23 protein-coding genes, 1 tRNA gene and 2 pseudogenes are annotated in these 19382 nt (G+C 69.4%); 9 read left to right on the top strand and 17 right to left on the bottom strand.

Features of this window, described 5'->3' with window-relative positions; translation table 11 throughout:
* The first annotated feature begins 97 nt into the window (after nucleotides 1–97).
* Nucleotides 98–961, top strand: coding sequence for a DMT family transporter (locus BTM25_RS05615; protein WP_103561651.1), 864 nt, complete (start codon nucleotides 98–100; stop codon nucleotides 959–961).
* Here BTM25_RS05615 and BTM25_RS05620 read toward each other — a convergent pair.
* On the bottom strand, nucleotides 945–2000 hold the full coding sequence (locus tag BTM25_RS05620; protein WP_103561652.1) for an MGDG synthase family glycosyltransferase: 1056 nt from the start codon (nucleotides 1998–2000) through the stop codon (nucleotides 945–947). The genes BTM25_RS05615 and BTM25_RS05620 overlap by 17 nt on opposite strands.
* A 31-nt stretch (nucleotides 2001–2031) precedes the next feature.
* On the opposite strand from BTM25_RS05620, the gene BTM25_RS05625 reads away from it, so the two are divergent.
* The gene (locus BTM25_RS05625; protein WP_103561653.1) at nucleotides 2032–2802 is read left to right on the top strand and encodes a polysaccharide deacetylase family protein; all 771 of its coding nucleotides are present in this window, start codon (nucleotides 2032–2034) and stop codon (nucleotides 2800–2802) included.
* 67 nt (nucleotides 2803–2869) lie between these two features.
* Here the strand turns inward: BTM25_RS05625 and BTM25_RS05630 are convergent, their stop codons facing one another.
* The 3 genes from BTM25_RS05630 to BTM25_RS05640 all read right to left on the bottom strand — a co-directional run bounded on the left by BTM25_RS05630 (nucleotide 2870) and on the right by BTM25_RS05640 (nucleotide 5451).
* A complete protein-coding gene (locus BTM25_RS05630) occupies nucleotides 2870–4321 on the bottom strand; it encodes a SulP family inorganic anion transporter (protein WP_103561654.1) in 1452 nt (483 codons plus the stop codon).
* Nucleotides 4322–4329: 8 nt separating this feature from the next.
* Nucleotides 4330–4926: a carbonic anhydrase gene (locus tag BTM25_RS05635; protein WP_103561655.1), complete on the bottom strand. Its 597-nt coding sequence runs from the start codon at nucleotides 4924–4926 to the stop codon at nucleotides 4330–4332.
* Nucleotides 4927–5049: 123 nt separating this feature from the next.
* Nucleotides 5050–5451, bottom strand: coding sequence for a hypothetical protein (locus tag BTM25_RS05640; protein ID WP_103561656.1), 402 nt, complete (start codon nucleotides 5449–5451; stop codon nucleotides 5050–5052).
* A 539-nt stretch (nucleotides 5452–5990) separates the two neighbouring features.
* Here BTM25_RS05640 and BTM25_RS05645 point away from each other — a divergent pair.
* A complete protein-coding gene (locus tag BTM25_RS05645; RefSeq protein WP_146058969.1) occupies nucleotides 5991–6734 on the top strand; it encodes a hypothetical protein in 744 nt (247 codons plus the stop codon).
* A 226-nt stretch (nucleotides 6735–6960) separates the two neighbouring features.
* Nucleotides 6961–7662, top strand: coding sequence for a hypothetical protein (locus BTM25_RS05650; protein WP_146058970.1), 702 nt, complete (start codon nucleotides 6961–6963; stop codon nucleotides 7660–7662).
* 268 nt (nucleotides 7663–7930) lie between these two features.
* Here BTM25_RS05650 and BTM25_RS05660 read toward each other — a convergent pair whose 3' ends face one another.
* Genes BTM25_RS05660 through BTM25_RS05685 form a run of 6 tightly spaced genes read right to left on the bottom strand, consistent with a single transcriptional unit; the run spans nucleotide 7931 to nucleotide 10556 of the window.
* A complete protein-coding gene (locus BTM25_RS05660; protein ID WP_103561660.1) occupies nucleotides 7931–8374 on the bottom strand; it encodes a hypothetical protein in 444 nt (147 codons plus the stop codon).
* A 14-nt stretch (nucleotides 8375–8388) separates the two neighbouring features.
* Nucleotides 8389–8889, bottom strand: coding sequence for an EndoU domain-containing protein (locus tag BTM25_RS05665; RefSeq protein WP_205647974.1), 501 nt, complete (start codon nucleotides 8887–8889; stop codon nucleotides 8389–8391).
* On the bottom strand, nucleotides 8882–9376 hold the full coding sequence (locus BTM25_RS05670) for a WXG100-like domain-containing protein (RefSeq protein WP_103561661.1): 495 nt from the start codon (nucleotides 9374–9376) through the stop codon (nucleotides 8882–8884). Before BTM25_RS05670 ends, BTM25_RS05665 begins: the two co-directional genes overlap by 8 nt.
* Nucleotides 9376–9705, bottom strand: coding sequence for a hypothetical protein (locus BTM25_RS05675; protein ID WP_103561662.1), 330 nt, complete (start codon nucleotides 9703–9705; stop codon nucleotides 9376–9378). Before BTM25_RS05675 ends, BTM25_RS05670 begins: the two co-directional genes overlap by 1 nt.
* Before the next feature lie 15 nt (nucleotides 9706–9720).
* Nucleotides 9721–10125, bottom strand: coding sequence for a YbaB/EbfC family nucleoid-associated protein (locus BTM25_RS05680; RefSeq protein WP_103561663.1), 405 nt, complete (start codon nucleotides 10123–10125; stop codon nucleotides 9721–9723).
* Complete coding sequence (locus BTM25_RS05685; RefSeq protein WP_103561664.1) at nucleotides 10122–10556, bottom strand: YbaB/EbfC family nucleoid-associated protein; 435 nt, start codon at nucleotides 10554–10556, stop codon at nucleotides 10122–10124. Before BTM25_RS05685 ends, BTM25_RS05680 begins: the two co-directional genes overlap by 4 nt.
* A 357-nt stretch (nucleotides 10557–10913) precedes the next feature.
* Between BTM25_RS05685 and BTM25_RS30230 the strand changes: the two are divergent.
* A pseudogene (locus BTM25_RS30230) lies at nucleotides 10914–11342 on the top strand (transposase); the annotation flags it as partial.
* 904 nt (nucleotides 11343–12246) lie between these two features.
* Here BTM25_RS30230 and BTM25_RS29070 read toward each other — a convergent pair.
* The 4 genes from BTM25_RS29070 to BTM25_RS05705 form a co-directional block, all read right to left on the bottom strand.
* Entirely contained in the window at nucleotides 12247–13299 is a 1053-nt protein-coding gene (locus BTM25_RS29070; RefSeq protein ID WP_168212010.1) for a matrixin family metalloprotease, read from the bottom strand.
* A gap of 263 nt (nucleotides 13300–13562) precedes the next feature.
* Nucleotides 13563–14057, bottom strand: coding sequence for a hypothetical protein (locus tag BTM25_RS05695; RefSeq protein ID WP_146058972.1), 495 nt, complete (start codon nucleotides 14055–14057; stop codon nucleotides 13563–13565).
* A 62-nt stretch (nucleotides 14058–14119) separates the two neighbouring features.
* Nucleotides 14120–14317: a hypothetical protein gene (locus BTM25_RS05700; protein WP_103561666.1), complete on the bottom strand. Its 198-nt coding sequence runs from the start codon at nucleotides 14315–14317 to the stop codon at nucleotides 14120–14122.
* Nucleotides 14314–14817, bottom strand: coding sequence for a chromosome partitioning protein (locus BTM25_RS05705; RefSeq protein ID WP_103561667.1), 504 nt, complete (start codon nucleotides 14815–14817; stop codon nucleotides 14314–14316). Before BTM25_RS05705 ends, BTM25_RS05700 begins: the two co-directional genes overlap by 4 nt.
* A 346-nt stretch (nucleotides 14818–15163) precedes the next feature.
* Here BTM25_RS05705 and BTM25_RS05710 point away from each other — a divergent pair, with 346 nt between their 5' ends.
* Nucleotides 15164–15508, top strand: coding sequence for a hypothetical protein (locus BTM25_RS05710; RefSeq protein WP_146058973.1), 345 nt, complete (start codon nucleotides 15164–15166; stop codon nucleotides 15506–15508).
* A gap of 452 nt (nucleotides 15509–15960) precedes the next feature.
* Here the strand turns inward: BTM25_RS05710 and BTM25_RS05720 are convergent, their stop codons facing one another.
* Complete coding sequence (locus tag BTM25_RS05720) at nucleotides 15961–16158, bottom strand: DUF397 domain-containing protein (RefSeq protein ID WP_103561670.1); 198 nt, start codon at nucleotides 16156–16158, stop codon at nucleotides 15961–15963.
* Nucleotides 16155–16970 (bottom strand): DUF5753 domain-containing protein, encoded by an 816-nt coding sequence (locus BTM25_RS05725; protein ID WP_146058974.1) that lies wholly within the window; start codon nucleotides 16968–16970, stop codon nucleotides 16155–16157. The genes BTM25_RS05720 and BTM25_RS05725 overlap by 4 nt, the downstream gene beginning before the upstream one ends.
* 119 nt (nucleotides 16971–17089) lie before the next feature.
* Between BTM25_RS05725 and BTM25_RS05730 the strand changes: the two genes are divergently transcribed.
* From BTM25_RS05730 to BTM25_RS30235, 3 genes and pseudogenes are all read left to right on the top strand, one after another.
* A complete protein-coding gene (locus BTM25_RS05730; protein WP_146058975.1) occupies nucleotides 17090–17533 on the top strand; it encodes an ATP-binding protein in 444 nt (147 codons plus the stop codon).
* Nucleotides 17534–17981: 448 nt separating this feature from the next.
* Nucleotides 17982–18158, top strand: coding sequence for a hypothetical protein (locus BTM25_RS29495; protein ID WP_168212011.1), 177 nt, complete (start codon nucleotides 17982–17984; stop codon nucleotides 18156–18158).
* A gap of 377 nt (nucleotides 18159–18535) precedes the next feature.
* Nucleotides 18536–18715, top strand: a pseudogene (locus tag BTM25_RS30235) (helix-turn-helix domain-containing protein); the annotation flags it as partial.
* Between the two features lie 517 nt (nucleotides 18716–19232).
* On the opposite strand, the gene BTM25_RS05745 reads toward BTM25_RS30235, so the two are convergent.
* A tRNA-Glu gene (locus BTM25_RS05745) sits at nucleotides 19233–19308 on the bottom strand.
* Between the last annotated feature and the right edge of the window lie 74 nt (nucleotides 19309–19382).

Consider the following 19382-nt stretch of genomic DNA (forward strand, 5'->3'; position numbering starts at 1 on the left):
TAACGCTCTCCCCAAGCCCGCGCTCCTCCGCCGAGCAGCGGGTACGACCTCGGGAAACACCCGCCGACGAAGGACGGACGATGCCCCGGGGACGCTGTTGATCGCCGCGTTCCTCGCGCTGTCGGCCGCCGCCGCCAACGCGCTGGCATCGGTGCTCCAGCGCAAAGCCGCGCGGACCGCCCCCGCCGCCCACACGTTCCGCCTGTCGCTGTTCGCCGACCTGCTCCGCGATCCCGGCTGGCTCGGCGGCATCGCGGCGCTCATCGCCGCGTTCGCGCTCCAGGCGGCGGCGCTGTCGATGGCGGGACTGACGCTGGTCCAGCCCGTCCTGTCCGCCGAACTGCCGATCACGATGATCCTGCTCGCGGCGGTCGCGCCGTGCGGGCTGCGGGGCGTCCCGTGGACGGGCGTCGGGCTCCTCACGGCCGGGCTCGTCGGGCTGCTCGTCGCGGCGTCGCCGCGCGCGGGCGTTCGCGAGCCCGGGACCTGGAGCTGGATCGTCGCGTGCGCGATCTGCGTCGGCGGCGTCGCACTTCTCGTCGTCGCGGCGCTCGTCGCCCGGGGAGCGGTGCGCGGCGTCCTGTTCGGAGTCGCGTCCTCGGTGAGCTTCGCGCTCACCGCCGCCCTGATGAAGGAGGTCACCGAGCTGTTCGGCGACGGGCTCGCGGCGACGGTCGCGTCCTGGGAGCTGTACGGGATGGCGGCGGCCGGGCTCGGCGCGCTGTTCCTGCTCCAGAACGCTCTGCAGAGCGGATCGCTCGTCGCGGTTCAGCCTGCTCTGACGGTCACCGATCCCGTCGCCAGCATCCTCCTCGGGATCGGCCTGTTCGGAGAGCGCGTCCGCACGGGCCCGTGGGTGGCCGTAGAGGTGCTCGGAGTCCTGCTGATCGCGCTCGGCAGCATCGGGCTGTCGCGGTCGCCGGTGCTCCAGCGGCACCACGGCGTCACGACGAAGCCGTGACGACCTTCTCGGCGGCGGGCGCGTCGAACAAGGCGTAGGCCCGTGCGACCTGGCGGTCTCGCGTGGACGGGTCGGCCAGGCCGTCCAGAACGTCCAGCAGTTCGGCGGGGGTTCGCGCGTAGACGCTGACGCCGCTGTCGGCCATCGCGCGCGCTCCGTCCCGTCCGTGGCCGGGGATCGGACGGTAGGAGACCACCGGCAGCCCCCGCGCGAACGCCTCCCGGCAGCTCAGGCCGGCCGCGTTGTCGACGAACGCGTACGCGCCCGCCATCAGATCCGCGAGGTCGTCCCGCCAGCCGAGGACGAGCCCTGCGTCCGCGCCGCGCAACCGCCGGATCAACCGCTCGTTGCGTCCGCACAGCACGACCGGGAGGTACCGGCCCGACCGGGCGAGGACCCGCATCGTCTCCGCGACCTCGCCGACGCCCCACGACCCCGCCGACACGAGCACCGGGCGATCCCGGGGCCGGAACTCCGCGACGGGCCGCGCGTCCCGGCGGAACTGCGGGCGGACCAGCGGCGCGCAACCGGTCGCCGGACGGCCCGTCGCCGCCGTCACCGTCCGCGCCGCCGCCTCGTCCGGGCACAAGTAGCGGTCGTTGCCCCGATGCAGCCACAGCCGGTGGACGGCGAAGTCCGTGACGAGCACGAACGACGGCGCCGGCAGCCGCCCCGACTCACGCAACCGGCCGGCGACCTGGGCCGCGAGATGGAACGTGGACACGACGGCGTCCGGCGGGCGGCCGTGCAGCGCCCGGTCCAGCCGCGCCGCCATCCACACCACGAGCGGCGACACCCGAGGCGGGCCGGACGGGACGAAGAACTTCCGGTACAGCGCTCCGTACAGCCACGGCGTCCGCAAGATCATGCCGTGGTAGAAGCGGCGCAGTCCCCGGCCGAGACGGAGCGGCAGCAGGTCCAGCACGTCCACGACGGCGGCGTCGAACCCGTCCGGAGCGAGCCTGCGGGCCAGCTCGGCGGCGACCTCGTCGTGGCCCGCTCCCATTCCGGCCGTGAGAATTAACAGCCGCTTGCCCATGTGCTGGAGCCTTTCTGAGCAGACTTGCCGTATGTCGTGTCTCGTGCGCCCGGCCGGGCTCGGAGCCGCCGTCGTGCTGGCGGCGCACCTGGGTCCGGCGGTCACCTGCCTGCGCTCCGTCCGCCGGTGGACGCCCCGCACGGCCGGGCGCGGTGATCCCGGCCATGTGGCGCTGACCTTCGACGACGGACCGGACGGCACGTCCACGCCCCGGTTCCTCGACGCCCTCGCCGAGCTGGACTGCCGGGCGACGTTCTTCGTGCTCGGCGACCCGCTGCGCCGCCGTCCCGACCTCGGCCGCCGCATGGTCGCCGAAGGGCACGAGATCGCCGTGCACGGCTGGCGGCACCAGAACGGGCTGCTCTCGCGTCCGGGCCGCGTCTCGGCCGGCATCGCGCGGACGGTCCGGCTGGTGCGGGACGTGTGCGGCGTCCGGCCCGTCTGGTACCGGCCGCCGCACGGCGCGCTGAGCGGCGAAGGGCTCGCCGCCGCCCGCGCCTTCCGGTTGCGCCCGGTGCTGTGGACGGCCTGGGGACGCGACTGGACGGCCACGACGACGCCCGGGACCGTCCGCGCGACCCTCGACCGGGACCTGCGGGGCGGCGCGACGGTGCTGCTGCACGACAGCGACGTCACGTCCGCGCCCGGCGCCTGGCGCGCGACGCTCGACGCCCTGCCCGGGATCGTCGCGGCGTGCCGGGCCGGCGGGCTCGCGGTGGGACCGCTGCGCGACCACGGAATCCACCCCCGGACTCACGGTTTCCCCGACATCCCCATGCTCGGCAGGAACACCGCCCACTAAGCCCCGGAACGTTCCAAAAGCGCGTACGGAACGACGCCCGCCCCCGACGGGACGGGCGTCGTCCGGGCTATCCGGCCTGGCCCAGCGGGACGGGAACCGGGCCCGCGTGGTTGTGGTCGTCCGCCCAGTCGAGCAGGGCGGTGCGGCAGGCGTGGTCGAGGTGCCGCAGACCGGACAGGTCCAGCTCGATCGGCCGGTCGCGCGGCAGCGCCTCCAGCGTGTCGAGCATCTTCGGGAGCCGCAGGAACGTGGCGTTCCCGATGAGGCGGACCTTGATCGGGTCGGTGGACTCGTCGGTCTCCAGGTGGATGTGGGACGTCTCCCACGCCGTCTTCACCACCGCCAGCAGGAGCCCGATCAGCACCCCCTCGAACAGGTTGAGCACGACGACCGACACGGCCGTCACCGCGAGGACGACGGCCTCGCCCCGGTGCTCGCGCCACAGCGGACGCAGCCGCGCCAGCGGGATCAGCTTCCATCCCGCGTGGACGAGGACGCCCGCCAGCGTGGCCAGCGGGATCAGGCCGAGCACCGACGGGAACAGCGCGGCGAACAGCAGGAGCCACACGCCGTGCAGGACGCGGGACGCCTTCGTCCGCGCCCCCGCCTGCACGTTCGCCGAGCTGCGCACGATCACCGCCGTCATCGGCAGCGCGCCGAGCGCCCCGCAGACCGCGTTGCCCACGCCCTGGGCGACCAGCTCACGGTCGTAGTCGGTGCGCGGGCCGTCGTGCATCCGGTCCACGGCCGCCGCGCTGAACAGGGTCTCGGCGGACGCGATCAGCGCGAACGCCAGGACCGTCCCGATCACGCCGACCTCGGCGAGCCCGGACAGGTCGTCCAGTTGCGGCGGGTGGATCGCGCCGAAGAGGCCCTGGACGTCCAGGGCCTTCACCGGAAGGTCGAACAGCACGGTCACGAGCGTGGCCGCCCCGACCGCGACGAGCGCGCCGGGCACCTGCCGGACGCGCTTGGGGAGCCGCGGCCACACCGCGAGGACGACGATCGTCCCCGCGCCCACCGCGAGCGCGGTGAGCGCGGTGCCCGAGCCCATGCTGTCGAAGAACATCTCCGGCAGCCCGAAGATCTTCTCCAGGCCGGAGCCGGGCGCGGTCTCGCCCGCCATCGTGTAGAGCTGGCCCGCGATGATCGTGAGGCCGATCCCGGCGAGCATCCCCTCGACCACGGCGATCGAGATGGCCCGGAACCAGCGGCCGAGCCGCAGCACCCCGAGCAGCAGTTGCAGCAGGCCCGCCGCGAGGACGAGCACACCAAGCGCGGACGCCCCGTACTCCCGGACGGCCTCGAACACCAGCACCGTCAGGCCCGCCGCCGGTCCGCTGACCTGGAGGCTGCTGCCGGGCATCGAGCCGACGATGATCCCGCCGACGATCCCGGTGATCAGGCCGAGTTCGGCGGGCACGCCGGAGGCGACGGCCACGCCGACGCACAGCGGCAGCGCCACCAGGAACACGACGAGCGACGCGGGGAGGTCCCGGCGCAGCGTCTGCGCGTTCATTCCCCCGATCACAGCGGAAGGAAGGCGTCGGCGTCCGGGCGGTGGGCCAGGACGGAACCGGTGTGGACCTCGTAGTACCAGGCGTGCAGGCCGATGGCGCCCTCTCCGTGCCGCCGCCGGATGCTCGGATAGGCGCGGAGCCGGTCGAGCTGGCGCAGGACGTGGCGCTGCACGGGCCCGGCGTAGTCGCCGCCGGTCTCGGCAGGCGGCGCGGGCCCCTCCGCCGTCGCGCCCGCGAGCCATCCGCGCACGGCGGGAACGGCGGCGAGGTCGTCCCCGCGCGTCATCGCGCCGACCGCCCCGCAGTGGGAGTGGCCGCACACGACGACGTCGGAGACTCCGAGCACCTCGATCGCGAACTCGATCGTCGCGGCCTCACCGGTGGGGTGCCCGAGCCGGTACTTCGGGACGATGTTGCCCGCGGTGCGCAGTTCGAACAGCTCGCCGGGACGGGCGCCGGTGAACAGGGACGGGATGACCCGCGAATCGGAGCAGGCGATGAACAGCGCCTGCGGCGACTGGCCCTCGGCCAGCCGGTGGAACTCCTCGCCGCGCCGGGCCGCGTGCTCCCGGAACGAGCGGGCATGGTCGATGAACGTCTGCATGGCGAGATACCTCCAGGGGCGCGCCGCCGGACGGGCGGGCGCATCGATGGAGCGGAAAACGGGCCGATGGCAGGCGTGTGTCCGCCGGTCACGTCGTCGTGGCGGCGGAGACGCGGTGGTCTGTCAGTTGCGGAAGACCTGGAGCAGTGCGGGTATCGACGCCGTCGCCGACCGGCTCACGGCGTGGAGGTGGTCGTGCCGGCGCCGTGGAACGTCCGGGGCGCGGCCGAGCGCGCCGAGTCCCGGTCCGAGCGCGGGACTGACGTGCGCGCGCGGAAGGCGCAGGTCGGGAAGCAGCGCGGGGACGCGGGCGCCGGGATGCCGCGGGGCCTCGTGCGGATGCTGCTCCCGCTCGCAGCAGGACACCCGCTCGGCGGCCTTCTCGATGGTGGCGGCACTCGCCGCGACCGTCCGGACACCGACGCTCTCATGGTGCGGGACGGAGGCCAGGATCAGGGTGAACGCGCCGCAGAGCAGCACGGCGACCGCGAATGCGGTGCGCTGGAGCGTACCGAGCCGCGCCACTGCCCGACCGTCCTTTCCTGCTGGGAGCCTGCAGGGGTGGATTTTCCGACGATATGCGCCTTGACTAGCGCATGGTCCCCTTGTCGTTAACTATGCGCGAAATCACATGTTGTCGGCAACTCCTGGTCACGCCAGGTGTCATGGATTCCTGGACAGGGATTGCTCATCCTACGGATAGCTCCTTGGCCGCGTGCGCCGGTTCACCTAAAACGTGAATGCATTTCATCTAGAAACTTCTCAACAAGTTTCGCGAGTCGGTACTTTTTGGGCATTTGATCGGGGCGCGGGGAACGGGTGGCGCGGTCCGTTCGATCCCGCCGACCGGGGGTCGAACGCCGTTCTACGCCTTCTGCCAGCCGAAACACGTCCGGCCTGCCGTTGCGCGCGTTGAAGGGCGTCCGAGACGGCCGCTGTGGCGGTTATCACGGCCGGCCCGCGTGGCGGCGCGTCGGTTCCGGTCCGCCGTCGAGGGGCGGGGTGGCCGCGTCCGGCCTGCGCGAAGCCCCCGCCGGCCTGGGCAACTGTCCGACAATGGGGAAATGGGATCGCGCCCACTCGCCGTGGCGTCGCTCGCGGCCGGCCTGACCGCGCTGACGGCGTGCGGCGGCTCGCCCCGCCACGGACCGGCGGTCGACCCCGTGACGCTCGCCCCCTCGGCGACCGCGACGGTGACCGGCCGGCCGACCGGCGGCACGTCCGGGCCGCCGACGGTCGGCCCGTCGCCGCGCGCCTGGACGACGCCGCGCGTGAACACCGGCAGCGGCGCGTCCCTCTCGGACCGGACCCCGGACGCCCAGTGCCGAGTGATCTGGAGCCCCTATCCCGTGCGCGTGGAGGGGTTCACGGCCGCGCAGTCGGGCGAGCCCGCGCCGATCACCGACAGCCTCATCTCGGACGACGTGCTGGCGCGGTCCCGGTTCGGAACCGTCACCTACGAGACGGCGCCGACCTGCACGGGCTCGGTCGGGGAGGGCATTCAGGCCCACGAGCCCTGCGCGCCGGGCACGGTGATCGGCCCGACGGACGGGTGCGCGGTGACACCCGTCTACACCGACCGGCCGGAGATCCCGCGGCCCGCGCGCTACACGGTGTCGACCACCTGGCGGCTGTCCAAGCTGTGCACGGACGCGTCCGCACCGTGCTCCGGCCTCGGCGCCACGGCCGACCGTCCGGTGCGCGCGACGTGGGGGACGACGCTCGCGTTGAGCGCCTGCGCCACCTGGCAGTCGCTGCCCGAAGCGCCGAACGGGGGCGAGAGCAATCTCGGCCAGTGCCAGGAGTAGGTCCGGACGGCTGGCGCGGGCGCGCAGGCCCGTCCCCGCCGAACCCGCCCCCGGACCGGACTGGACACAGCGCCTCTCTCTGCTCGGCACGTTCGGCCCGCCGACGTCGCTCGTCGCGGCCGTCCTGATCTGGTACGGCTACGTCGCGACGCTCCAGCGCTTCCGCTACTTCGGCGTCGACCTTCAGCTCACCGACCTCGGGAACCAGACGCTGCTCCTCTACGGCGTGGAAGTGGCCTATCCGGCGGCGGTGCTGCTGTTCCTCACCGTCCTCGCGGCCCTGGGCGGACACGCGATCGTGCGCGGCGCGGTGCTCCCGGACCGCGTGCGCGCGGCCCGGCGGATCGCGCTGGCGGTGGCGCTCGCCGGATTCGCGCTGACCGTCCGGGCACTGGTCGGCGTCCTGTCGACCGAGGTCGCCGCGCACGAGACGCCCGGCACGACGCCGCTCTGCCTGACGTCGGGCGTCCCGGCGCTCGTCTACGCGTTCTGGCTGTTCCGCCAGGCCGGTGACGGTGGCTGGCGATCGAGCCCCGCACTGGCCGGCGTGGAGCGCGGCGGGCGGTACGTCGCGTTCGCGGTGGTCGCGATGGGCCTGTTCTGGGCGGCGAACAGCCTCGCGGGCGAAGTCGGCATCGCCCGCGCGTACGACGACGCCCGCGATTTCGCCGAGCTTCCCGAGGTCGTGCTCTACACGAAGGACCCTCTGATCGACGCGCCCCCCGAAACCCTCCACGCCGACTTCGGCAAGGGCGCCGCCTACCGCCACCGGTACCAGAACCTGCGCCTTCTGCTCGCCTCCGGCGGCCGTCTCTTCCTCGTCCCGCTGACCTGGAAACCGAACGCCCGCACCGCGCGAATCTCGACCTTCGTCGTTCCCTACGACGGCAACGTCCGCCTTCAGCTCATCCCGCAGAAGACCAACTGATTCACCGAAGACCCGTCACCGGCGCCCATGCTTCTCATCGGCCGAGCGCAGGCAAACGAATATCTGATCCTCGGTGATCCGGCCCTCGTCATAAGCGTCATGGCACTCGTCCCGCGTCCCCGCAGGAACGAACGCTCGGCCCGCCCCGCCGACGAGAATCACGACGCCCAGCAACAAGCTCCCGCAAAATCGCACAATTCTCCCCACCGGCCTTCGACCCCGAACGGCGAATCCTAGGCGGTGGAGAGCTTCACGACGGCAACGGACGTCAGAACAGCACGCCCCGGCACGGGTGGGGCCGCTTCCAGGTGTCCTCCCACGCCAGAACCGCCGCCTGCCATTCCGGCAGGTCGGGGCGGAACTCCCGGATCAGATCCGGATTGTCCGGAATTGAGACCAGGAACTTCCAGTACGTCTCGATGGCCTCCTTGAGTTCGGCGAGCGAGTACGCGCCGCGCTCGTTCGGGACCCAGTCGTTCTGGATCTCGATTCCCGCCGCCCCGAACCCGACGGTGTAGTTCTCGCTGTCCCACGGCTCGTGCGGGCGCCCCGCCTCGACGTCGGCGATCGTGGCCAGCGCGTCCAGCGCCACCCGCTTGTTGGTGGAGATGTCCGCGAGGATCCAGGCGCCGAGGGTCCGGTATTTCTCGTCCGTCGCGTGGTAAAGCGGCATCCGGAACTCGGGGTCGAGCGAGAAGGAGATGAAGCTCATCGTGAACTTTCTGGTCAGAAGGTCGGCCAGCCATGAGTGAAGCCGCCCGCGCCGTCATAGAATCCCTGAATGGTCAGACCTTGATACGTTCCTTGCCACATGTTAGTGCCAGGGACCGGGCGGGCATGCTGGAAGGCTCCGGGGATGGCCGCGTCGACCTGCTGCGGCGTCCAGTGGTCGGGGAAGAACGTGCTCACGCCGCCATTACCGTTCTTCGGCTTCCAGCCGGGCGGGTTCAGCGTGTCGTCCCAGAACTCCGGCTCGGCCTTGTAGGCGCCCGTCTTCGGGTCCTTGACCATGGTGTTCGGCTTGAGGCGCCGCCCGGGGAAGTCCTTGCCGCCGGGTCGGTAATGGTATCCGGAACCTTTTGCCGCCCCGGGCCTGACGTGGCCGCCGCCTATCGTGTGCTCGCGGAAATGCGGATTCATCCGCCCCGGGCGGTTGCGCTTGTTGGCCTTCTTGATGAATTTCAGGGCCTCGCGCATCAGGCCCGCCCCGGCCTTGCCCTTAGCCATTGAGGATCGCCTGGAGGGCCATGTCGATGAGCTGGTCGATGACGGCGCCCGTGATCTCCTTGAAGATGGGGATCTCGGCGAGGGTGGCCCCGAAGCTCGGCCCCGCGGTGGCGATGGCCTGGGCGATCTCGATGGCCAGCAGGGTGAGTTGGACGATCACGTTGATCTTCAACGCGAGCACGATGGCGCCGCAGACCATCAGGCCGGCGCCGATGATGTTCGCGGCGGTCGTGAAGTCCTGGAGGTTGGTCCTGCCGGACTCGCCGTCGTTCCAGGACTTCTGGAAGGCCTCGATGTCGTCGCCCCGGTTGGCCGACCAGACCCGCTGGGCATGGGAGTCGACCTCGCCCAGCGGGCCGCCGTGCGAGGAGGCGAAACGCAGCCAGGCGTTCCCCATCTCCATCAGCTTGGTCTCGTCGGCCTCGGGCCAGTTGTACCCCAGCATCGACAGCAGGGAGCGCAGTTCTCCCGGTAGTTGCAGACCCATCAGCCGAGGACGTCCCGGACGCGGTTGATCTCGGTGACGTTGTGCTCCTCGGCCTTGGCGTGGTTGTCGGCGAACACGGTCAGGATCTCGCCGTGCTCGGCCATGTCCTCCAGGTTGTCGTCGTAGGCCTCGACGGCGACCTCGTAGACGGCCTGGTAGCACCCGCCGATCAACGAGCCGATGTCGTCGGTCCCCCAGGGCTCGCCGAACCCGGCGAGCTCGGCCTGGAAGGCCGCCCAGTCGGCCTTGAGCTGCTGCGTCGAGGAGCTGATCCCGCCACCGGAGGTGCGGATCTGCTCGGGGTTCACCTCGTAACCCGGCATGCCCATCGGTCTTCCCCCCGTTCAGAGGCTGTTCATGAGGTCCTGGAGAGACCTGGTGTAAGCGCGGAGTTGCTGCAGGCTCATGTTCCGGGTCTGCTCCAGCTTCGCGGTGAGCTCCGCCACGGCCTCGGCCGAAGGCGAGGGATGCTCCGCCGCGTCCGCGGCGAGCCGGTCGAGCGCGTCGTTGATCGCGGCCACCGCGCGGTCCGCGACCTCCTGAGAGCCGAGACGGAGCGCGCGGGGGCCGATCTCCACGGACTCGACCAGGCCGCCGGCCGAGACGACCACCCTGATCAGGCCGTCCGGGTCGTGGCCCTCGGCGCGGGCGCCGGCCTCCGGCTCGGTCGAGGGGCGCAGCGAGGCGGCCGCTCCGGCGGCGTCGCCGAGCAGCTTGTCGAGGTCGTCGGTCGCGAGTTCGTAGCTCATCGCATGCCCGCCCGGGCGCGTGCCACCGCTTCGCCGATCGACTCGGTGAGGGCCGTCATCTCGCGCAGGCCCTGCTCCTGCACCGCCTGAACCGTCCGCACGAGCGTCGCCGGGTCGATCACCGGATCCGTGCCCGCCTCCTGCGCCTGCACGCGGAGCGCGGTGAGAGCGGCGTTGGCGGCCTCGGCGATGTGCCGACCCAGCGTCTCGGGGGACTGGCGCAGAGTGCGGGGGTCGAGCTCCAGGCCGACGAGCCGTCCGCGGGCGGCGGTCGCCGTGACGCGCTCGTCATCGGCGGTCCCGGACGCGCGACCGGCGGGCCCGGGATCGCCGGACGCGCTCCGGCCGGACCCGTCACGCAAGGCCGCCAGCCGCTCGCGAGCCTCTCGCAACCTCTCCTCCGGGGCCATGCGCGAATTCTCGTCGTCCACCCTGGGTCTCCTTATGATCAGGCGACGGCGGGCAGATCGTACCAATCCCGACCTGGCGCATGACCGCCCCGAAGACCGCGACCCAGCCGATCGATCCCAGAGACGCCTGCTCAGCGACGATCTCCACAAGGGAACCAACGCGCCCCCGGCCCGCTCAGCGAGCATTCAGAAAGGGAAGCGCAGAAACACGTCGTGTACCCCCTACCGGGAGCCACGCGCACGGCTGCACGCACACGGCTGCACGCGCACGGCCGACCGCTGCCGCCTGACGATCCCGTCGCAGTTCACGATCGGGTGACGATGGGGGTTCATGTCGCCGGGGCCACCAACCATTCGCACATGCCCGCCGGTACCTTCTCCCGCCGCCTGGTGGGCTGGTCGATCGCCGACCACATGCGTACCGAACTGGTGATCGACGCGCTGGAGGCGGCGGGCCGCTACCCACGGCGGCAACCTGCACGGGGCGATCTTCCACAGCGGTCACGGTTCCCAGTACACCTCGGCTGCCTTCGCCGCCGCCTGCGCCCGCCTCGGCGCGGTCCAGTCGATGGGCGCGGTCGGGACAAGTGCCGACAACTCGCTCGCCGAGGCGTTCAACGGCACCCTGAAGCGGGAGACCCTACAGGGCACTCACCGGTGGGCCTCGGCCCGCCACGCCCGCCTGGCCGTCTTCCGCTGGATCACCAGATACAACATCAGGAGGAGACACTCCAAACTCGGGCAGACCAGCCGATCACCTACGAGCAGCACACCACTCAGACCGCTACAGTGCTGCTTGCCGCATGACAGTCGGTGTCCACACTCCGGGGGGAACCCCCCCACCGCGACCCGCGACGCCCTACTCGGCCAGCCCTGGATGTCACCCGACCCGGCCACCACCTGAACACCAACCCCCGGCCGACGCTGCGATCACACAGCGCAACACCACCATGCCCCAAAGCACGCGAGCTAAATGCTTACGTTGTATCGTGCTTCGCTGCCGTTGTCGCGTTCGACCCTGAAATACGTGACCGGGATGGTCTGCCGGCATCGGACCGGCCTGGGCGGCCCACGCCCGGTGAAACCGGCTTCGTTGGTGGAACCAGCGGGCGCGGGCTTGGTGGCGGCGTCGCCAGTGATGCCGGTGCAGGCGGTACGTGCACACGTATTACGTCACAACTCGAAGATTATTGGGCGGCTGTCCTGGGTAACCAGCCCATCACCACAGGCTCAGATCATGTCTCGGACTGTCGTAGTAGGGTGTTGCTCATACTATTCATCGGACGGCTGGAGGATGCCTTGCATCCTGGGCAAGCCGCCGTCGGTGGGGCCGATCGAGTGATGCCCCGCCGATGGCCGTTGTTGATCATCATTATTTGCGCAACGCTGCTGGCCGGCTGCAGTGCACACGAAGGACAGCACCAGGAGAATTCTCCCGCCTGCAAACGAGGTTTCGAAGACTGCCCGGATCACCCCACCGGCCGGAGCGGCGACTAATATCTCCCAAGCTTCCGCTGAAAGGCGCTCGTCCGACGGCTCGCGCCTTTTTGTTCCCGGTGGGCATTGCACCGCCTCATGACCACGTGGCCAGGTCCCATTCTGGCATCTTCCAGTCATCAGTCAACGCGCTCGCGCCAGTGGCCGGGTGGCTAGGAAATAGGTCGTGGACGCCGCTTCCGGCGAGTGGGGTGGTCAATCCGGCTAGGCCTCTTTACTGCTTTCCGTAGATGCTGACTATCCCGAGGTTGTCTCCCCTGCCGTACCGCGACGGACCGAGGTCGCAGGTATCGATCGTGGGGTACATGGTCAGGTTGGCATGCTGCTCGCCGGTCACGTGCGCAAGACCAAACACATGGCCCGCTTCGTGTGCAGCAACGGCTTCCGCATAGTATCTACCCGCCGGGCACAATGCTGTGGTCGCTCGTTCACCGGTGAATCCTGTTCCGCTGTCGTCATACCACCAGAGGACACCGTCCCCGGTCCGCATCGCGACATCGGTCTCGGTCGCGATGCCGTTACTCGACCACGTACACGTCACCGCCAGTAGCGATGGCGCAGCGCTGGAAAGTCGCATCCAGCCGACCGAATTGATGCCGTTGGCCCCGGTGCATCCGCCGTTGAGCCCGACGTTGGGCTGGAACCCTGTATCGCCTTGATTCCAGGACTGGCCCTTGGCCCATGGCAGGCCACAGTCGTTGGGGGCCATCGCACCGCTGGACATTCCCAAGTCCAGCGCTATGAACGGGTATCGGTTAATGGGGTCGTCGGGAATTCCCGACTCCCACACCGACCCTGGATAGTAGTACCACTTGTACGCTCCGTTCTGTCTGTACTGGTTCCGGTTGTAGGCCCCGTCCGCGCATTTGTCGAGCGCCGCAGCTCGTCCGATCTTCGATCTGGTTGGTGCCGTCTGGACTTCCTGATTGATCTCGACTTCACCGGCCCGGACGTTCACGGTCGCGGTGAGGCGCGAGGATCCGTCTCTGTGTAGTGCTTGCGCGGTCACCGATGTACCGGTGCGTGGGACCGTAACGGTTATGCCACGCGAACCCAGTACGGTTCTTCCGCGAAGGTCGCAGTCGGTGAACCGAACCAGTTTTCGGGATTCCGCCACCGCGACCGTTTTCTGCGGCGCGCATTGTTCGACGCTTGTCGGTGAAATCTCCCGTTCGTCTGCTCGAACTGCCGGACTGGCCACTGGAAGAGCAATGGCCGTAAGGCTGATTGCAAGGACAATTTTTACTGGGCGGTGATTGATCTTCACAGACACCTCTCTGGCGTGCTGGGTAATTCGTGACACACGGCACAATTGTACCCTCGGTGACAAATGTGCGAAACTGCGCCAGCGTGACCGATATAGGTCAAGTGATCAAGGTCACTATCACTTGACAGAAATAGTAAATCGATGAGGCTATTGTTCTTTCTCAAGCCAGTGGGTAAGTCCGCTCCCTCGCGGCCGATGTCCAGGACGGCGACACGGCGGCACCGGTTACTCAGGACGGTGGGCCGCCTCGGCGAAGTTGGAGGCTAGATCGCTTGGTTCTCGCTCGCCAGACCGGTGTCGGCGGCTGATCGGTGGAACGCATCCTCGTACTCAGCGTCGGGGTCTAGGACGTTCAGGTCGAGCAGCCGGGCGTTGAGCATGGCCAGGGTGTGGCGGGAGGTGATGATCGCCGCGTTCGACCCGTCGGTGGGCAGCAGCAGTTCGGCCTGATGGACGGTGTTGGCGTTGTCGGCGACCACCAGGATCCGCCGTCCTCGTGCCGCGAACTCGGCCAGGACCGAGCGGAAGAGCCGAGAGCGGTCTTGGGCGTGGGCGGGGATGTGCTCGCCCGGAACACCCAAGGCACCGAGCATGCCTTCCAGGACCTGGCCGGGGTCTCGTCGGCGGTCGTTGTCGTAGCCGAACAGGTCGGCGAACAGCACGCCGCCACTGAACCAGCCGCGTCGCAGCGCCGTCCGCGCCGCCTGGACGGCCAGTTCGGTCTTGCCGACTCCCGCCAGCCCGCCGACCGCGGTCACCACCACCGACCTCGCCGCCCCCGTGCCCTCGTCCGGCGTTCGGTCGTCGCCTACGGGTGGGCTCAAGCAAGCCAGCAGCCGGTCCAGATCGTCCCGCCGTCCGGTGAACGCCGGCGATCCGGCGGGAAGGCCCGAGGTCGCCACGGAACCTGGACCAGCAGCCGCAGGGTGATGTCGCGACCGAGAATGGCGGGGCCGATCACGATCGCGTCGTTGATCTCGTTGTGGGTCTGCCCCGGCGCGGCGCGCGGATCGTTCACCGGGCCGGGGGCTGCGCTTTTCCCTGCTTCCCCGCTCCCGCCTCGTCAGCGGCCGAGGTGGTGCCTTGCGACCCGATGGTGACGGGGCCGGTGAAGTCACGTCCCTGAATCACCGGGCCGTGCACAGTGCTGTGGGAGACGGTGTTGACGGTCGACCCGGGCGACGGGGCCGGGTCGGCTGCAGCGGCCAGCTTGTCCAGCCGTGCGACCAGCGCCTCCAGCTCGCCCGCGAAACCGGGATCGTCCAGAGCGGCCTGGGCGATGGCGTCACCCGAGCGCCGCACCGTCAACGCAGTCGGCTCAGCGCCGTCGGCAGCCTCGGTCTCCAACCGCTGCAGGACTTGGTCCTGCCCCAACCGCCGGGTGATCGCACCGTGCAGAGCGTCCATGCCCTCGTCCAGCGCGCGGTCGACCTCGGCGTCGGCTCTGCCGCCCACCCGCCGCAGCTTGCGCACCAGGTACCCCACCGCGACCCCGGCCAGCACCTCGACACCGGTCACCGAACCCCACCGCCCCTGCTCACATCACGGACCACATCACCGCGCTGCCCCAGGCTGAAGCGGCCCTCGTGAAGACCCGCCACGCCCCGAGCCCATCCGCGCTCGGCCTGTCTTTGTCAGGTGTACCGGGTGCGAGCGACCACCGCCGCGCACCCCGCGAACGGGCCACAAACGGCCGAGTCTTTCCACGAACCCAGTCCCTAGTCTCGGAAGGCCCTACAGCGCGCCATCCCCTTGGTTCTCCAAGGCCGCAGCTCAAACTCGCACGATCGGCCCCCGGAGCAACAGCAATGATCGAGATCAGACGCATTCCGTCGGCGTGCCGGGCCTTCTTTGCATTCGATGCGTGCTGATCGCGTCAAAGCTAGTGTCCTGGTATGGGCACCCCAATCACAAGATCATCTCTGTTGCGAACGCGCTTACCGGGCTGGTGAAGGCGTTCGAGTTGCACGCCGACGCTAACCCGCGCGATGCGTTCGACCTGCGGATTCATGCCAACGAGGTACGCGGGCTCCGCGACGACCTGCTCGAAGCGACCGGGCAGTCCGGCGCCACTCTAAACGAGTGGCGAGGCGCTGACGAGTGGACCGCCGCCATCGCGCACTTCACGCAAGGCAACAGGCAGTGGCCCGCTCGGCCGTCCCGAGACCCGCTCCTAACCCTTGCTGAGGCGCCGCCGATCGAGGAATGAACACCTGAGCAACGGCCGCCGCCGTCCCGTCGCAGCGACGGCACTCGCACCGACGCCGGCTGATCGGCGGGCGGTGCGGGCGTGGCCTGCTCCCGGCCTGGATTGGTCATGGCAAATGTTCTATGGCGTCGCTTTTGATGACGATGCATTCGTCGAGGAAGCGGCCGAGGAGACTGAGCGTGGCCGGGCGCTCCAGCGCATCCTGCTCCGACATGTGGAAAGGCCAGGGGGTGGAAGACCCGTCGGCATGCTCGTCAACTGCACCGCCACGGGGCTGCTGCCGAGTCCTCCCGGGCCGGACGGACAGGAGTCGACCACCTCCTTCGCCGTCCTGCGGGGCTTGTCGCAGTCCAGGGCCGGAGTGCGCGTATTGGCGGAGGTGTGGGAGCTGTTGGGCCTGGAGACGCCGACGGCCTCGCGCTGGGGCGAGGCCGTGTCTCTGGTGCGGGGGTTCAGGCGTGGTCGAGGGTGCCGCGCTTGATGTCGGCGAGTAGGCCGCCGAAGTTCTCCGGGGTGAGGGTCAGGTGGCCGAGGGCGGGGTTCTTGCTGTCTCGGACGCCGATCGTCTGGGCGGCCAGGTCGGCAACCTCCACACAGTCCCCCCGCTGCGTCCCGCTACGGCTGGACTTGCGCCACACGGGGTTGGTCACTGGAATGCCTCCATCACTTTCTTGATGAGGTTCCGGGAGGCCCCCTCCGGGAGCGCCTTCCCGGCGATGCGGTCGTACCTTACGGCATAGCCCCTCACCTCGGCGGGTGTAGAGACCAGCCGCCCGCCACCGGGAGATTCAGTGTAGACGGCCTCGCCGAATTCCCCGCTCATGCGGCTGAAGCTGCCGTCGAGTCCCTGGTAGGCGCCGGTTTCCCAGGTTCGGGGGACGACTCGGATGACGTAGTTGGACTGTTTGGTCACGTCCAGCAGCCGCGCGAGCTGATCGCGCATGATCTCCGGGCTGCCGATCGGCCACTCCAGGACGTTCTGCGAAAGCGTGATGGAGAGGTGCGGCGGCCGGTCGCGGGCGAGGATGAGCTGACGTTCGATGCGCTCGCGCAGTAGTACGTCCACCTGTGACAGGTCCGCGCACTCCAGAAGGCATCGCGCGTAGTCCTCGGTCTGAAGCAAGCCCGGGATGACCTGTGCCTGGAATGTGCTGATCACATCGGCTTGGTCTTCGAGATGGAGATATTGCGCGAACCACTCGGGATCATGGCCGAGTGCGGCATACCAAACCAAATGTCCAAAGATGTCGCCTGTGTGCCACGCTTTGTCGATCTTTGCAGCCTCATCGCCGCCGAGGCGGCGGTACCCCAGCTCTATGCGAGAAAGTGTCGCCTCGCTGATGTTGAGGATTTCGGTGACCTTCGGGCCCTTCCCTTTCATGGTCCCGCGGTAAAACCGCAGGTGGTTGGCTATGAGGTCCCACATGTTGTTGCGTGGGTTCGGGCAGGGCTTGATCGTCATGCCTGGTCTCCCTTGACTTTCAGTCTCTTGCAGATGTCCACCGTAGACGTGCATCACGGCCTCGCGCAGGCCAATCTGTGGTTCCGTTCACGGAATTTCCCCAAGGGGGCGTGGTGGGCATGTCAGCAACGGCCGCCGTTCTAGCGGTTACCAGGGAGTTTCCGGCTTCGGCTTCGGCTGTCGGACTTGCGCGCGATCGGGTTGAAAATGCCCTGATTCGTTGGGATTGTGCTGGCGTCGTCGCCGATGCGATCTCGATCGTCGGGGAGCTCATGGCGAACGCGATCGAAGTGTCCGGTGTCTTGGACTGCGTCAAGGTCCACGCGCGGGTCGAGGGCCGACGCGTGGTCTTAGCGGTGTGGGACTGCGACGCCGCACTTCCTTGTCCTCAGCAGGTGGAGTTGTCGTTGGAAACGTTGGATGTCGGTGAAGACAGTTGGGATGACAATGGTGGCTGGGGTCTGACGATCGTCCAGAGCCTGAGTTCGGCGTACTGGGTCGAGCTGACGCCGCCGCGCGGCAAGTGGGTCTGTGCGGCTCTGGCCTGCGGGCGGCTGCGGTGATCCATCCGGATGGGCATCTGCTCGTATTGATGCGCAGCTTCTTTCCGTCCTGGCGGTTGTCGATCGACGCCGATGGGGTGTGGCTCGCCCGCTCCCGGGCTGAAGACGGCGTTGTGGTGTCAGGCTGGAATGCGCTCGAACTGCTCGACGCGCTCCACGAGGTTGACCCGGGCGCTGTCGATGCGATCGCTGGACTCTTCGCCCGGCCCGCCGGTCTGACCGGTCGCGTAGCTGGGGACGGCCCTGAGCCTGTTCGCAGGTGGCGGTTGCTGGCGGAGCGCACTGCCAGGGGCGTGGTGTGTCCCGTGGCCTGGCCCGCTCCGCCGCTTGCGCGTCGGCGCGCGTTACGTGGGGCGACCGCTGGGTTCGGGGTGTTCGCGGTGGTCGTGGCCTGTTCCTGGTTGTGGTTCCGGCCGCGCGGAACATCTCCCGCCACGCGGGAGCGATCGTGCTGACGACCTCGGGGCTGGCCGCGATCGTCGTCCAGGTGGCGGTCGGGATCGCCTTCGCGACGTTCGGCTACCCGCTGGGCGCGCTCACCTGGCCTGCGGTCCGGCGCTGGGGCCGGCGAGCCGACGGCCGTCTGCGCTCCCGGCCGGGCCGTCCGCCCGGCCGCGGTCCCTGAGCACGGTCTGCGCTTCTCCGACGCCGTCCCGCAGGCGGGGATGGGACGGCGCCGGAGTCCCCGGGGCCGCCGGGCGTCCGCGCGCAGCAGGAAAGACGCCTGGCGGCCCCCTGATCTCTGGGGCTGGGTGTAGCACTTTTGCGCATCGCTCGTCCGGCAAGCCTCTCGGAGCGCGCCCTGGTCGGCGCGCGCCAATCGTCACGGCAGAAGATCAGCCCCCGCCAGGGGCCAGGATCACTGACCTCAAGTCCCCTGCGAGCCGCGTCCGGGGAGGCAGAACGCACGCCGATCCGAGATCGGCCCCGGACTCGGTCCGCAGGTCCGTCCCGCACGGAATGTCCGAAGCAAGATCCGAACCGAGAACCGGAACAACAACCATGACGAAGAAGCCCGAAGAGCCCAAGCAGCCCACCCTCTACACCCCGGCGGAGGTGGCGAACTTTTTCCGCGTCGACCCCAAGACCGTCACCCGCTGGGCCAGGACCGGGACCCTGAACCCGGTCACCCTCCCGTCCGGCCACCGGCGGTACCACGCGAAGGAGATCCACGAGCTGTTGCAGGTCGGGGACGCGCTCGCGAAGGAGGACGGCGGCGCCGGCCCGGCCGAGGAGCCGAGGTTCGTGGTGACCGGGCGCGCCCGCGCCATGCTGCGCGGCGTCGTCCGCGACTACTTCAACGGCGACATCAGGGCCGCGATCAGCGTGCTCAACGAAGGGTGAGTCTCCGCGAGCGCGCGGTCGTGCAGTTCTGCGCGGCGGAGTTGCCTGACACGCAGAGCGCGAAAACCTGAGACCGGGGTGTGGCGGCGGAGTCCAACTCGCCGGCGCGAGTATCGCGGGCCTCTGCCGCCTCACCATCCCGGCGAGAACGGGAAGCAACCGCGAATGCTGCAGATCGGCCTAGAGCGAGCGGTATCGATCGCTCGGGCTGTCTGTCGGCAGGGCGACCTAGCGGACGTCCGAGGAACCGGCCCTGACCGCACGGGCCTGGTCGACGCCGCAGTTCGTCGCGTCGCGCACGCTGCGATCACGGGTCAGGGCGGCGACGGGATGGACGATCATGCAGCCGTACTGGTGGTACCCCCTACCGGATTCGAACCGGCGCTACCGCCTTGAAAGGGCGGCGTCCTAGGCCGCTAGACGAAGGGGGCCTGGTCTGCGGCGTCCCCGGGCAGGGGGACGTCGCTCGACCAGTCCAGCATAGGGGACAACCTTGCTGGACGCA

It is taken from the genome of Actinomadura rubteroloni (assembly GCF_002911665.1).
Lineage (GTDB): Bacteria > Actinomycetota > Actinomycetes > Streptosporangiales > Streptosporangiaceae > Spirillospora > Spirillospora rubteroloni.